The 13,356-nt window shown below is 53.0% G+C and carries 15 protein-coding genes; 7 read left to right on the top strand and 8 right to left on the bottom strand.

The annotated features are described in order from the left end of the window. Positions 1-117: 117 nt before the first annotated feature. The 7 genes from benD to ABA45_RS01225 form a co-directional block, all read right to left on the bottom strand. Positions 118-897, bottom strand: a complete 780-nt coding sequence (gene benD / locus ABA45_RS01255; protein ID WP_048383825.1) for a benzoate diol dehydrogenase BenD — start codon at positions 895-897, stop codon at positions 118-120. Then, positions 894-1,922, bottom strand: coding sequence for a benzoate 1,2-dioxygenase electron transfer component BenC (gene benC / locus ABA45_RS01250; protein WP_048383823.1), 1,029 nt, complete (start codon positions 1,920-1,922; stop codon positions 894-896). Before benC ends, benD begins: the two co-directional genes overlap by 4 nt. A gap of 20 nt (positions 1,923-1,942) precedes the next feature. Then, complete coding sequence (gene benB, locus ABA45_RS01245; RefSeq protein ID WP_048383821.1) at positions 1,943-2,434, bottom strand: benzoate 1,2-dioxygenase small subunit; 492 nt, start codon at positions 2,432-2,434, stop codon at positions 1,943-1,945. Next, positions 2,431-3,807, bottom strand: coding sequence for a Rieske 2Fe-2S domain-containing protein (locus ABA45_RS01240; RefSeq protein WP_048383819.1), 1,377 nt, complete (start codon positions 3,805-3,807; stop codon positions 2,431-2,433). Before ABA45_RS01240 ends, benB begins: the two co-directional genes overlap by 4 nt. Before the next feature lie 32 nt (positions 3,808-3,839). Continuing rightward, positions 3,840-4,781, bottom strand: coding sequence for a catechol 1,2-dioxygenase (gene catA, locus ABA45_RS01235; RefSeq protein WP_048383817.1), 942 nt, complete (start codon positions 4,779-4,781; stop codon positions 3,840-3,842). 110 nt (positions 4,782-4,891) lie between these two features. Then, entirely contained in the window at positions 4,892-5,182 is a 291-nt protein-coding gene (gene catC, locus ABA45_RS01230) for a muconolactone Delta-isomerase (RefSeq protein WP_048383816.1), read from the bottom strand. A gap of 34 nt (positions 5,183-5,216) precedes the next feature. Continuing rightward, positions 5,217-6,335, bottom strand: a complete 1,119-nt coding sequence (locus ABA45_RS01225) for a muconate/chloromuconate family cycloisomerase (protein WP_048383815.1) — start codon at positions 6,333-6,335, stop codon at positions 5,217-5,219. A 106-nt stretch (positions 6,336-6,441) separates the two neighbouring features. Between ABA45_RS01225 and ABA45_RS01220 the strand changes: the two genes are divergently transcribed. Then, positions 6,442-7,344: a LysR family transcriptional regulator gene (locus ABA45_RS01220; protein WP_048383814.1), complete on the top strand. Its 903-nt coding sequence runs from the start codon at positions 6,442-6,444 to the stop codon at positions 7,342-7,344. Between the two features lie 17 nt (positions 7,345-7,361). Here ABA45_RS01220 and ABA45_RS01215 read toward each other — a convergent pair whose 3' ends face one another. Next, complete coding sequence (locus tag ABA45_RS01215) at positions 7,362-8,141, bottom strand: IclR family transcriptional regulator domain-containing protein (RefSeq protein ID WP_048388546.1); 780 nt, start codon at positions 8,139-8,141, stop codon at positions 7,362-7,364. Positions 8,142-8,335: 194 nt separating this feature from the next. Here ABA45_RS01215 and ABA45_RS01210 point away from each other — a divergent pair, with 194 nt between their 5' ends. The 6 genes from ABA45_RS01210 to ABA45_RS18820 all read left to right on the top strand — a co-directional run bounded on the left by ABA45_RS01210 (position 8,336) and on the right by ABA45_RS18820 (position 13,327). Continuing rightward, on the top strand, positions 8,336-9,151 hold the full coding sequence (locus ABA45_RS01210) for a CoA transferase subunit A (RefSeq protein WP_048383804.1): 816 nt from the start codon (positions 8,336-8,338) through the stop codon (positions 9,149-9,151). After that, entirely contained in the window at positions 9,151-9,927 is a 777-nt protein-coding gene (locus ABA45_RS01205) for a CoA-transferase subunit beta (protein WP_048383796.1), read from the top strand. The genes ABA45_RS01210 and ABA45_RS01205 overlap by 1 nt, the downstream gene beginning before the upstream one ends. A 9-nt stretch (positions 9,928-9,936) precedes the next feature. After that, positions 9,937-11,139, top strand: a complete 1,203-nt coding sequence (pcaF, locus tag ABA45_RS01200; RefSeq protein WP_048383787.1) for a 3-oxoadipyl-CoA thiolase — start codon at positions 9,937-9,939, stop codon at positions 11,137-11,139. Positions 11,140-11,163: 24 nt separating this feature from the next. Continuing rightward, positions 11,164-11,952 (top strand): alpha/beta fold hydrolase, encoded by a 789-nt coding sequence (locus ABA45_RS01195; RefSeq protein WP_048383776.1) that lies wholly within the window; start codon positions 11,164-11,166, stop codon positions 11,950-11,952. Between the two features lie 165 nt (positions 11,953-12,117). Next, positions 12,118-13,047: a methyl-accepting chemotaxis protein gene (locus ABA45_RS19645; protein WP_048383766.1), complete on the top strand. Its 930-nt coding sequence runs from the start codon at positions 12,118-12,120 to the stop codon at positions 13,045-13,047. Positions 13,048-13,084: 37 nt separating this feature from the next. Next, positions 13,085-13,327, top strand: coding sequence for a hypothetical protein (locus tag ABA45_RS18820; protein WP_157035510.1), 243 nt, complete (start codon positions 13,085-13,087; stop codon positions 13,325-13,327). Positions 13,328-13,356 lie beyond the last annotated feature (29 nt).

Below are 13,356 nucleotides of genomic sequence, written 5' to 3'. Positions count from 1 at the left end.
GTTCACAAAAAAAGGCCCTCGCACAGAAGTGGGGGCCAAAAAAGGCATGACTAAATGTCCAACCCGGGAAGTATAGGTGCTTTAATCAGCTCATCACTAAGGGCGATAATATCTACATCAACCTAGGTCGCCGCCCGCTATTGGAAGTATTGTTCCAGTGATGTAACTGGCGGCATCCGATGCTAGAAACAGAATAGGATCTGCCTGTTCATCCAGCGTACCGTAGCGTTTCATTAAACTGGTCGCCTTTGTCTGGTCAATCAGAGTCTGATACCAGGCTTTGTCTTGCTCACTTTGCTCATCATTGTTCCGCGGGGTCAGGCGTGGAGGCGCTTCAGTGCCGCCCGGTGCTGCGGCATTGACGCGAATGTTGTGCTCCGCGTACTCAAACGCCATATTCACGGTCATGGCATTCACTCCGCCTTTAGCCGCTCCATAAGGAACGCGCATAAGCCCGCGGGTCGCCACCGATGATACATTTACAATCACCCCGCCCTTCTGCTCCAGCATATAAGGCAGAACAGCACGGCAACACCACAGCGTAGTGAATAGTGAGCGTTGAATTTCTTTTTCAATCTGCTCAGGAGTGTATTGGTCAAAAGGCTGAGCCCAAATTGTACCACCCACATTGTTGATCAGAATGTCAATGCGACCGAAGTGTTCTTGGGCCTCTGCCATAATTTTTTCGGCGCCGACCCAAGTCTCTAGGTTGGTCTGGATGGAAACTGCACTCGCGCCTTGCTCACGCAATTCAGCGGCAACGTCATGCACGTAATCCGCAATATCTACCAATAGCAAGCTGGCGCCTTCGGCGGCTGCCCGCTCGGCAACACGTTTGCCAATGCCTTGGGCCGAACCGGTAACCACAATCACCTTATTTGTGAAGCGGGCATTCATGCCACTTTCTCTACAGGTCCAGGCGCGCTCGCTGTGAATTTTTCGTAGTGGAAAGAGTTCGGCTTGATACCTTTTTCACGGAAAAATCCGAGCACCGAATCGACCATCGGAGGTGGCCCACAAAGGTAGACATCGACATCACCTTCGTTGAGCGACGTATCATCTATGTGGTGGGTTACGTAACCCTTACGCGGATGATCACTTTCTGCTCCGGACACACAGGTCACATAGCTAAAGCCTTTCAGCTCTTGAACAAATTGATCCAGTGCACTCAAGTACACCAGGTCATCATCATTACTGACGCCGTAAATCAGATGTGTCGGTGTTTTACTTCCTTTGGCCTTCATATATTCAAGTTTGGCCAGGAAAGGCGCTAAGCCGGTGCCGCCCGCAAGCATAAGCACCGGACGTTCGATAGGACGCAGGTAAAAACTGCCCATGGGGCCAGTCAAAGCGACCTTGTCACCAGTGCGCGCTTTGCCAACCAGCCAAGAACTCATCAGACCACCCGGAATGTTTCGAATCAGAAAGCTAAGATCTCGGCTACCAGGATTTGAACTAAAAGAATACGCGCGGGTTTCTTCCGTGCCCGGAATTTTTATGTTGACGTATTGGCCGGGCAAGAATGCCAGATCCTCATCCGCGGTAATCTTCAATTCAATCGACGTCGGCGAAATCAGGTTCACCTCGGCTACGGTGCCCGCAACCTGAGCATTACCGGTTTTGCACATGCTCGAAGCAACGGGCACTTCTACCACGCAGTCGCTGGAGGGTATCATCTGGCAGGTCAGCACCATGCCCTGTTCGGCCTCGCTCCCAGACAGCGCTTCATCAAGGTACTCTTCACCCATGTCAAACTTCCCCTGATGGCAAGCACCTTTACAGGTGCCACATACGCCATCAGAACAGTCCATCGGTAGGTTTATCTGAGCGCGGTAAGCCGCGTCCAAGACAGTTTCGCCTTCGTTGCAGGACACAAACCGTGTCACGCCATCTTCGAAGTTAAGTGCGATGTTGTAACTCATTGTGATGCGTTCCCCATCCACTACAGGTGATATACGTCGAGCACCTGATTGATGCAGTCGTTGTTCAAAACAATCCGTTTCTCGCGGATTAGCGGTTGCTCGCCGGTGACGTCCAAGGTGTAAAAAGACGTTCCAAAAAATTCCGCTGACTTTTTATAACGGTAAGCTTTCGTCAGCCAGTTAAACCGTAGCGTCACTTTATTATCGTCCTGAGACAGCACTTCCAGATTGCTGATAAAATGAGTAGTGCGCGGCTCTGGCATGGAGCTTGCTCCAGAGCGCTCGGTCTCGATCCGGTAAATCCGGTCTTCCAGACCTTCTTTGTTGGGATAGTAGATCAGCGAGATCTCGCTCTGTGGATCTTCCGTGAGCTCGTCATTGTCGTCCCACGCGGGCATCCAATAAGTCGCGTCTTCGTGATAGCACGCCAACCAATTGCTCCAATCGCGATCGTCCAGAAAACGCGTCTCGCGGATGATAAATTGTTCGATATCGTGGTGGCTCAGGCTCATACCGACGTTTCCTCTGACATAACCGGAATGAAACGAGCGCTTTCGGCTTCAATAGCGCGAAGCATTTCAACCTGCCAATGTTTGTAATGATTCACATACAAGCCTTCATCGTCAGGCCTTGCGCCGCTCATCGTGGGCTTCAAGTTAATCTTATTTGCGTTGTCGTCTGGGCCGTCAATCCAGTGCGCTGCACCGCGGCTTAAATCGTTCCAACGCATATCTGTGGCTTCATAACCGTTCTGGCAGGCGCGGAACTCTTCTAGATCATCTGGGGTACCCATACCCGTTACGTTGAAGAAGTCTTCATACTGGCGAATACGTTTAGCGCGCAGATCGGCCGCTTCGTTTTTTGGCCCGAAGGCATATATGGTCACTTCAGTCTTATTAACGTCGATAGGCCTAGTCACGCGAATTTGCGTCGAAAACTGATCCATCAGATAGACGTTCGGATACAGGCACAGGTTTTTCGTTGTTCGCACAATAGAGTCTGCGCGGTCTTTGCCGTAAGTTTTTTCCAGTCGTTCTAACTGACCAAAGATCGGTCGAACTTCCGGGTTCAGCAAGCGAGTCCACAGCATCATGTGACCTTGCTCGAAAGAATAGAATCCACCATCAGCTGACCAACTTTTGGCGTCAACTGCTTCCGTACCGCCCTTATCGTAGTTTCGCTGCCCCATGGTAGACAGGTAGTTCCAGTGCACCGTACCAACGTGATAACCGTCGGCACCGTTTTCTGCCGTCATCTTCCAGTTACCTTCATAAGTATAGGTTGAGCTGCCACGCAGGATTTCGAGGCCGTCTTCAGACTGGTCTACAATATTATCGATAATCTTGGTGGTTTCACCCAGATGCTCTTCAAGAGGAAGTACGTCTGCACTCAAGCTGCCAAACAGGAAACCACGATAGTTGCCGAACTTGGCCATCTGCTTCAAATCGTGCGAACCGTCGGTATTAAACTGTTCCGGGTATCCGCCTTTTTTCTGATCTTTGGCTTTTAACAGTTCGCCGTCGTTACGGAATGTCCAACCATGGAATGGGCAGGTAAAGGACGCCTTGTTACCACGCTTTTTGCGGCACAGCACGGCACCACGATGCGAACAGGTGTTCAGGATTGCCTTGAGCTCATTGTCTTTGGTACGGGTGATCACCACTGGCTGGCGGCCCACAGTTACCGTGTAGTAATCACCCGGCTCTGAAATCTGACTTTCATGAGCCAGATACACCCAGTTGCCTTCATAGATGTACTTCATCTCAAGATCAAACAGTTCGCGGTCGGTAAAAATGCCGCGATCGCACTGATAACGGCCGGCAGCCGGATCTGCAACAACAGCATTGCGAACCTTGTCGGCGAGTTTCTCAAATTTATTATTCATATCATTAGGCTCCAATTGACCTTGAATAAAACTCAGACTGCAGCTGATTCAAGGGCGCGCAAACGTGCGTGGCGCGCCTGAAGTTCAGGCTTGTCTGTAGCGACCAGAGTCACATTAAATTCAACTTCGGTGACCGGCCCGCTAACACCGTGCTGACATGCGGTTTCTGACTGCTCGACCTGATTGGCCGTGACCACCAGCTCTTCGCGGGTTGCAAAGGCGAAATCGTCGTAGGTGTACTTGTCGCCGGCAATGTTGATTTGCGTGGTCAGGTGCTTATAACCCGGTTTAGACACAAAATAGTGAATGTGTGCCGGCCGCTGGCCGTGACGGCCAAGATGATTCAGCAGCTTCTGAGTGGAGCCTTCCGGTGGGCAACCGTAACCCGAAGGCATAATGCTTTGCGCTGCGTAACGGCCTTCCGCATCGGTGGTAATGCGGCGACGCAGGTTGTACTCACTTTGCGACTGATCAAAATAGGAATAGGCGCCTTTGGTGTCTGCGTGCCAGATATCGACAACAGCTTGGGCCAGCGGCACACCGTTTTCGTCGGTAACTTGCCCCTTAATCAGAACAATCTCGGCCTCTGTGTCGGAACCATCGTCCATACGGGAAAAGCTGTCGCTGACCGGGGCGCCTGCAACGTACAGAGGTCCTTCAATCGTACGTGGAGTGCCTCCGGCCAGGCCGGCCTGTTCGTCTTCAGCGTCTTGGCGAATGTCGAGATAACGGTCCATCCCCAAGCCTGGCGCCAGCAAGGCAGCTTCACCGTTGGCACCCAACTCACCCACGTAGTAAACCGCGCTCCAGAATTCTTCCGGTGTGACGTCAAAGTCCTCAACGATCTGGAAAATATCGTGCATAACGCGGTGAACGATTTTTTTCGTACGTTCGTTGCCACCGTTCATGTCGAAGCCGGCAACTTTGCCCAACAGCGCTTTAACTTCATCGGATTGCATAATTTTGACGGTCATTGTGATTTCCTCATTCTTTTGTTTTTGTTGCTCAAAGCTTTTTTTCAATACGCAACATGTTGTGGTTTGCCCAAACAATAAAGCTTGGCGCCGATAACGAATGCACCCAATCAGCTGTCGTCGTCACGAACTGAAGACGGATGGCGGCACAAAGGGGCAACGGCTATGTCCATGTAAGGAAATAGCGGAAGATTGCTGATCAGATCCTGCAACTCGGTGTTGTCCGCAACGTCAAAAATACTCACATTTGCGTAACTACCGGCCACCCGCCACAAATGACGCCACTTGCCATTCTCTTGCAGACGCTGGGCATACGCCTTTTCACGGAATTTGATGTCGGCCGCGATATCAGCCGGCATATCGGTCGGCAAGTTCACTTTCATTTCGACTTTAAACAACATGTCAGATTCTCCACTTCGTCGTCTTGCGGTGTGATTATTTACGTCTGTAATGTGTCAGTTTGTCTTCGTCGATTTCGACACCCAGGCCCGGACCTGACGGCAAATCGACACCGTTGTCATGAAAGTTCAGTGGCGTGACGACGATGTCGTCTCTCATCAACAGCGGACCAAACATTTCAGTTCCCCAATGCAGGGTTTCCAGGGTCGACCAGGCGTGCAATGACGCAGCGCTACCAATCGTTCCTTCCAGCAATGTGCCGCCGTAAAGGCCGATGCCAGAAGCCTGCGCAACCATTGCCTGCTCTAACGCACGCGCTGGACCGCCCGCTTTTGCGATTTTCATGGCTACCGCACCTGAGAACCCTGCGGCTGCAAGTGCGAACATGTCTTTAGCATCGGCAACAGATTCATCTGCCAAAATCGGGATGTGAAATTTCTTGGACAGCCGCACCAGCGCAGCAAAATCTTTCATTGGGGTAGGCTGTTCAACCAAATCTATGCCCGCAGCTTGTAATTCAGCCATTCCCTTAACGGCTGTTGCTTCATCCCACGCTTGGTTTACATCCACACGAACACTGGCACGGTCACCAACGGCTTCTTTAATGGCGGCCACATGGCGGACGTCGTCCATCAAAGCGCGGGAACCAATTTTCAACTTGAAATCGCGGTGGCGATTTTGGGCCAGAATGCTGTGCGCCTCCTCTATATCTTTTTCGGTATCGCCACTGGCCAAAGTCCACAGAACCGGAATATGCTGATGCAGGGCACCACCCAACAAATCACAAAGCGGGCGGCTCAGTCGCTTGCCTTGCATGTCTAGCAGCGCAGTTTCAATGGCCGACTTGGCAAGGTTGTTTCCGCGAACGGCGCAATTCAGCCTTACCCTTAAGGTATTGATTGCATCCGCCGGCTGATCAATCAGAAGTGGCTTGAAATAGGTGTCGATGGTAAGTTTCACACTTTCTGGGCTTTCAGGCCCGTAAGCAAGACCGCCAATCGTCGTGGCTTCACCCAATCCCTCAAGGCCAGCGCTATCCTTGATTCGCACAATTACCATGGTTTGAACACCCATAGTTGTCATAGATAGCTTGTGCGGCCTAATGGTCGGGATATCGACCAAAATGGCCTCGATGGACTGAATGGCTGCGGACATGTGCTCTCCGAATCGCAAGTGAAAGAACCTTTGATCACTAACGTACGCAGTTTTACGAACATCAACCAATATTGATTAAGTAACAACCGATACCCTGGGGGTATGAGTGGAACTTAGACACTTGCGCTATTTTGTGGCCGTTGCAGAAGGCTTGAATTTCACTCGGGCGGCGGAAAAGCTTTTTATCGCCCAGCCACCACTAACCCGGGCGATCAAACAGCTGGAACAGGAGATAGGTGCGGAATTGTTCATTCGCAAGCCTCGCGGCCTTGAGTTAACCACCGGCGGTGTCTACTTTTTGGAGCAGGCGCGACAAATTTTGGATAAAGCAAATGCCGCGGTGAACGACACTAGGCGAATTGCCGAAAATCGAAAAACCGTATTCGCAATCGGATTTGTACCCTCTGTATTTTATGGGCAGCTACCGCTAATGGTGAGGCGCCTGCGTCGTAACAAGAATCTCGAAATTATCCTGCATGAAATGAAAACACAGGAACAAGTCGACGCGCTCAAAGCCGGCAAGATCGATATCGGCTTCGGTCGAGTACGCATTGAAGACCCGGATGTAGAGCAAGAACTGCTCTTTGATGAACCACTGATCGCCGCCGTACCTGCAGGTAGCCCGATCACACGGCACCCGCCGTCTATGACAGAGCTATCGGAATGGCCGATGATTGCCTTCCCCTCCAGTGTCGGCCCAAACTTTACGGAACTAACTCAAGGGCTGTTTCACAGACGCGGCTTGCGCATCAATGTGATACAGCGAGTTAATGACTTGCAAACAGCTCTGTCATTGGTGGCCTCAGATATGGGATTTACTCTGGTGCCGGAACAGGTTAAGCGACTGCAGCGAGAAGGCGTCGTCTACATGTCCCTTGAAGACGACAACATCAATGTCCCGGTGATTGCTTCTCGTCGGCAAGGTGAGAATCCAAACTCGGTCATGCGGCTAGCCAATACGATTTTAGCAGAACTAGTAGAAAATCGGCTTGCCGGACGCTATCCGTAGTTAAAGTGCCTGCCATTTCAGTGCGCCATTTTGCTCACAGCAGCGGCTGCTTCCTGTAACCGGGGAAGATACACATCCGCAAGCCTTGCCATATCTACCCGAGCTGCGTTGGTACTGATATTAATAGCCCCGAGTAATTCGCCACTTCTCGCAAAAACCGGCACCGCAACGGAACGGAGCCCTGAATCCAGCTCCTGATCTACTATGGCATAACCATTTTTGCGAACTCTGTCAATTTCCTGTTTTAGAGCAGCAGGGTTCGTTATTGAGAATGCCGTAAACGCTTCTAGTTTTACGCGCTCGAAGAAAGCTCCCACATCAGCTTCCGACAATTGTGCCAACAGTACACGCCCCATGGAGGTGTAGACCGCCGGCAAGCGAGTACCGACGGAAAGTGTAATGGCCATCAACCGGTGCCGTGCCGACGAACGAACGACATAGACCACATCGTCAGCGTCCAACACCGCCAGCGATGAGGACTCGCCAAGCTCTTCGGTTATGTCTTCAAGTTGCTGCTGAATAACAACTCGATACTGATTCGATGCCTGGTAGGCGTAGCCAAGTTCCAGCACCCGGGGCGTCAGCTCAAACTGCCTGCCGTTTCGCTTTACAAACCCTAGAGCATGAAGAGTCAGCAGTAAACGTCGCGCCTTGGCTCGGTCCATCCCGGTTCGGGTTGCCACTTCGCTGAGGGTCATACGGCAGCGCTCAGCATCGAAAGCCTGTAAAACCGCCAGCCCGGAGGCGAGCGCGCCAACATAGTCTCTGTCACCGGACTTGAGAACCTGATCGTTCATTTCTTCTACCTCATAGCTCAAAAGACAAACTTGCCGCATATCTTAGCAGCTAGTTCGGTGGCCGAACATCCGTGCGCTTTTCCATCTGGTGAAAATTTATACTTGACGGCGGCAAAATCTTCAAGCAATCATGTTCACATATAAAACATATATTCGCATAACGAACTTATAGAAACCACATTGGAGATAGTGTCATGGCTGAATTTCTCTCCCTTCAGGAGGCCGTGAGTCGCCACATAAGCAACGGCGATACGGTCTGTTTGGAGGGTTTCACACACCTGATCCCATTCGCAGCAGGCCACGAGGTCATCCGCCAAGGCAAACGTGACCTTACGCTAATTCGTATGACACCAGATTTGGTTTATGACCAGATGATAGGCGCCGGCTGCGCCAAAAAACTTATTTTTTCCTGGGGCGGCAACCCCGGTGTTGGCTCGCTCCACCGTCTTCGAGACGCGGTAGAAAAGAGCTGGCCGAACAAACTGGAAATTCTGGAACACAGTCATGCCGCCATGGCCTGCGCTTATGAAGCCGGTGCCGCCGGACTCCCGCTGGCCGTTATGCGAGGCTACATTGGCAGTGACTTACCGAAGGTGAACGATCAGATCAAATTCATCGAATGTCCGTTCACTGGTGAGCGCCTGGCCGCCGTGCCCGCCATTCGTCCGGATGTGGGGGTGATTCACGCCCAGCGTGCCGACCATAAGGGCAACGTGTTGGTCGAGGGAATTATCGGTATCCAGAAGGAAGTGGTTTTAGCCGCCAAACGCAGCATCGTGACCGTTGAAGAAATTGTGGATGATCTAGGCGCCGGAGTGAATGCCTGCGTTATTCCATCGTGGGCTATCACAGCCATTGTGGAGGCACCGGGAGGCGCCAGCCCTTCCTACGCGCTGGGATATTATGACCGCGACAACGCTTTCTACAAGGAGTGGGACACCATTGCACGTGATCGTGACACCTTTACTGCCTGGCTAAACGACAATGTGTTTGAAAAAGGAGTTGCGTGATGAGTCTTGAATTTACCTCTTCGGAGATGATGAGCGTCACTGCCGCTCGTGCTCTAAATAACAGCATGACCTGTTTTGTCGGCATCGGAGTACCCAGTGAAGCCTCCAACCTGGCAAGGCTGACGCACGCGCCGGATGTTACTTTAATCTACGAATCCGGCACGTTACAAACCAAACCCGATGTGCTACCCCTATCGATCGGTGACGGCGAGCTGTGTGAGTCTGCGCTTACAACGGTATCGGTGCCTGAAATGTTCCGCTACTGGCTACAGGGCGGACACATCAGCGTTGGCTTTCTGGGCACCGCCCAAATCGACCGCTATGCCAACCTCAACACGACCCTGATCGGCGACTATCGCGAACCCAAGGTTCGATTGCCCGGCGGCGGCGGCGCACCAGAAATTGCAACAAATGCACAAGAAGTGTTCGTTACGGTAAAACACTCCAAACGCACGTTTGTCAAAGACGTCGACTTCGTAACAACCGTTGGCTTTGGCCGTGACGGAAAAGCCCGGGATAACGTGCCTAACATCGGCCAAGGCCCAACCGTTGTCATTACCGATCTGTGCATTCTTAAACCAGACCCGGAAACCAAAGAGCTGGTGGTTACCTCCCTCCATCCATCAGTTACCCGAAAAGATGTTATTGATGCTACGGGCTGGAACGTCCGCTTCGCAGACGACGTCAAAACAACACCGGAACCAACAGCCAGAGAGCTAAAAGTCTTACGTGACCTCAAAGCTCGCACCCATGCCCATCATGCCGGCCAGCAATGAGAAAACAACATGACTGACGTATTCCTGTGCCATCCGCGCCGCTCCGCCATCGGCCGCTTCGGTGGAACACTTGCCAGTGTTCGGCCAGATAATCTGGCCGCTGATATTTTTAAGGCCATCCTCAACCAGGCTCCTGACCTGGACCCAGCTGCCATCGACGAAGTGATCATGGGGTGTGCCAACCAAGCCGGTGAAGACAACCGCAATGTGGCAAGAATGTCCGCCTTGCTCGCTGGCTTACCCACATCTGTTCCCGGCACTACAATGAATCGGCTCTGCGGCTCGGGTATGGATGCCGTAGGCACCGCTTTTCGCGCTATCCGCGCCGATGAAATGGAACTTGTGCTGGCGGGCGGAGTGGAGTCTATGTCGCGCGCGCCCTACGTAATGGGCAAAGCCGACTCTGCGTTTTCGCGGAACCAACGCATTGAAGATACAACCATTGGCTGGCGCTTTGTTAACCCGCTGATGCAGAACCAGTACGGCACCGACGCAATGCCCGAAACAGCCGAAAATGTGGCAGAGCAGTTCAATGTGACACGCGAAGAACAAGATTTATTCGCTCTGCGCTCGCAGCAAAAAGCGGCTACTGCACAAGAACGAGGTATCTTCGCCGAAGAAATCGTTGCCATTAGCATTCCGCGTGGCAAGCAAGAAGCGCTGGTGTTCGACACCGACGAGCACCTTCGCAGCACCACCCTGAAAAAACTGGCCGCCCTGCCTACACCGTTTCGTGAAGGTGGCAGCGTCACCGCTGGCAATGCCTCCGGTGTGAACGACGGCGCCGCCGCTATGCTGGTCGCTAGCGAGCGCGCAGTTAAGGCCCATGGGCTGAAGCCAATGGCTCGCATCCTGGGCATGGCCACGGCCGGCGTGGAGCCATGCGTGATGGGCATTGGCCCGGTGCCCGCCGTTCGCAAACTGCTGGCGAAGCACGGCATCAGCATCAATGACATCGACGTGATCGAACTGAACGAAGCCTTTGCCGCCCAAGGCCTCGCGGTGCTGCGTGAACTGGGCGTCGCCGATGACGATCCACGGGTGAACCCGAACGGCGGGGCCATTGCCCTAGGACACCCTCTTGGCATGTCCGGCGCCCGGTTATTACTGACAGCGGCCCATCAGCTCCAACGCACCAATGGCCGTTACGCCATCTGCACCATGTGTGTAGGTGTCGGCCAGGGTATTGCTACACTCATCGAACGGGCCTAAAACAGACTAAAGTAAGGAGAGCACATGGCATTTCTCAAACACAACGGCCGCACGATCTGTTATCGTTTGTTAGGTGATAGCGCGAAACCGATGCTGCTCATGGCGCACCCCCTGGGTATGACCCAGGGGGTATGGGACGACATGCTGTCAACATTGCTAGGCAAATTCCGGGTACTGACCTGGGACCTGCCGGGACACGGTGCGAGCAGTGCCTGGCCGGAAGATTCCAGCCAAATCACCCCGGAAGACCTGGCACAGGAAGCACTGGCGCTGACCGCAGTTGCTGGCGCTGAGAGCTTCCACTTTATCGGCACATCTATTGGCGGCGTGATTGGCCAGCAGCTCGTCAGCCAGCATTCAGACCGGTTGATCTCCACCACGCTAACTAACACCGGTGCCGTGATCGGCACGCCTGAGGCCTGGAGCAGCCGCTCGGCGAGTGTTATGAAATTCGGCCTTAATACTATGGCGGTAGACATCGTGCCACGCTGGTTTGGCCCTGCCGCCTGTGATCAGCAGCCAGCTTTGGTAGAAGGCTGGCGCGTAGTTATGGGGCGCGGCGATAAACGGAGCTATGCGTTGCTATGCGAAATGTTGGGCCAGTGTGATTTCAGAGAAAAATTGCAAAACCATCGCGCCCCCTTGGTACTGGTGGGCGGAACCGACGATGTCGCGACACCGCCAGAGGCACTGCAAGCTCTAGCCCAATTCAGCGGCGCCGCCGCGCCAGTCATCCTGGCGCGGGTTGGTCACGTGCCCTCCGTGGAATGTCCGGAAAAGCTTAATCAAATTCTGTTTGAAAACTTGGCCTGACCGCCAGCCCTGAAGTCAGATCTCATCGTCCGAGGTCTGGCTTCCGCCTTTTAATCTCCCTTTTCAGAATAAGGACAAATCTCTGCACTCCGCGGACAGGATTTTCGTGCAAAAAGCTTTAGCATTCCTCCACGATGCGAATTCTTGCCCAGCGGAAACAAAATCATGACCAATACCGTCGTCCTCGAACCGGAAATCTCTAACCCCAGGCCTTCCAAGTCTCTGGTCTGCGGAGTACTTATTCTAGCAATTGCCAGCTCCGCTGCGCTGCTGGTCATAGCTGACGATTCGATCCAGGTCATTCTCGCAGCCCTGACCCTCGGTCTGGCCGCCACCGCGCTGACACTCTGCGCCAAACTGAAGCCAGTGACGGTTACCATCCGAGAACAAGCGCCTGCCCCGGAACCGATACCCGAACCTATACAAGAGCCAGAGATACAAGCTTCGCCCACAACTTTGGAATCACCAGATCCCATGCTGGTCAGCCACCTGAATGACCTGCGCAGCAACGTAGAGGTCATACTTGAGGAAATGGACGAGGCCGGAAAACTCGCGAAAGCGTCTGGCACCAAGGTAGCCCAAAGCGCGAACTGCATTTCCGAATCCGAGGCCTCTATCCGAGAACTCGTCAACTTCATGAGTCGCATTGATGAGGTCTTCACCCAGCTTGGCAAGCAGTCCGGAGAGATTGGAAGCATCGTGGGTAACATTCAAGACATTGCAAAACAGACCAACCTGTTGGCTTTGAATGCCTCCATTGAGGCCGCTCGCGCAGGGGAACACGGTCGTGGTTTTGCCGTGGTCGCCGACGAAGTGCGCAATCTGGCGGTGCGCGCTAACGAATCTAGCGAGAGTATTCGCGCCATCGCTAACAGCCTCAATACAACCTCGGTCGAGGCTGGCAACGGCATGGATAGAATCCGGGAGTCGTGCAACCAGTGCCTAAGCCAGTCGGGCGAAGCGCTGCAGGCAATGAAGGATATTCAGGCCGGAGCGGTGGCTCGCATGGGAGTGGTGCAGGGAATTACTGACCGGTTGCAGGTTCAGCGCAACCTCACCCGTCAACTTTACACGGACCTCAGCGCAGTAGACTAACATGCCGTGCCAATATCGAGGAATTCACCACCAGTCAATGGATAAGCGTGATGGAAGAAGGAATACAGTACCCGTTCTGATTACAGACCTGATACCGGATCAATCCTTGTTAAAGGTCTGTCTCAGAGCTAAAGATCTACAATTGCGCGAAGAGCTTCTCCGGCTTTTCGCATTTTTTATTGGCCAACTGCCCAAAATTCAACGTGCCAATGATGCCCTGCAAGCACCGGACACCGCTGTGCAGAAAACGGATATTTCTACATCGCTTTCACGCCTCTAATCATGATACCCACAACAATAATCTGAGGT

The sequence above is a fragment of the Marinobacter psychrophilus genome, from assembly GCF_001043175.1.
GTDB lineage: Bacteria > Pseudomonadota > Gammaproteobacteria > Pseudomonadales > Oleiphilaceae > Marinobacter > Marinobacter psychrophilus.
This window is presented reverse-complemented; position numbering and strand designations above follow the sequence as displayed.

Coding starts and splice junctions, on each gene's coding strand:
- pcaF (WP_048383787.1), top strand. CDS start 9,937: ATGACTGACGTATTCCTGTGCCATCCGCGCCGCTCCGCCATCGGCCGC.
- ABA45_RS18820 (WP_157035510.1), top strand. CDS start 13,085: ATGGATAAGCGTGATGGAAGAAGGAATACAGTACCCGTTCTGATTACA.
- ABA45_RS01225 (WP_048383815.1), bottom strand. CDS start 6,335: ATGTCCGCAGCCATTCAGTCCATCGAGGCCATTTTGGTCGATATCCCG.
- benD (WP_048383825.1), bottom strand. CDS start 897: ATGAATGCCCGCTTCACAAATAAGGTGATTGTGGTTACCGGTTCGGCC.
- ABA45_RS01210 (WP_048383804.1), top strand. CDS start 8,336: ATGGCTGAATTTCTCTCCCTTCAGGAGGCCGTGAGTCGCCACATAAGC.
- catA (WP_048383817.1), bottom strand. CDS start 4,781: ATGACCGTCAAAATTATGCAATCCGATGAAGTTAAAGCGCTGTTGGGC.
- ABA45_RS01195 (WP_048383776.1), top strand. CDS start 11,164: ATGGCATTTCTCAAACACAACGGCCGCACGATCTGTTATCGTTTGTTA.
- ABA45_RS01205 (WP_048383796.1), top strand. CDS start 9,151: ATGAGTCTTGAATTTACCTCTTCGGAGATGATGAGCGTCACTGCCGCT.
- benC (WP_048383823.1), bottom strand. CDS start 1,922: ATGAGTTACAACATCGCACTTAACTTCGAAGATGGCGTGACACGGTTT.
- ABA45_RS19645 (WP_048383766.1), top strand. CDS start 12,118: ATGACCAATACCGTCGTCCTCGAACCGGAAATCTCTAACCCCAGGCCT.
- catC (WP_048383816.1), bottom strand. CDS start 5,182: ATGTTGTTTAAAGTCGAAATGAAAGTGAACTTGCCGACCGATATGCCG.
- benB (WP_048383821.1), bottom strand. CDS start 2,434: ATGAGCCTGAGCCACCACGATATCGAACAATTTATCATCCGCGAGACG.
- ABA45_RS01215 (WP_048388546.1), bottom strand. CDS start 8,141: ATGAACGATCAGGTTCTCAAGTCCGGTGACAGAGACTATGTTGGCGCG.
- ABA45_RS01240 (WP_048383819.1), bottom strand. CDS start 3,807: ATGAATAATAAATTTGAGAAACTCGCCGACAAGGTTCGCAATGCTGTT.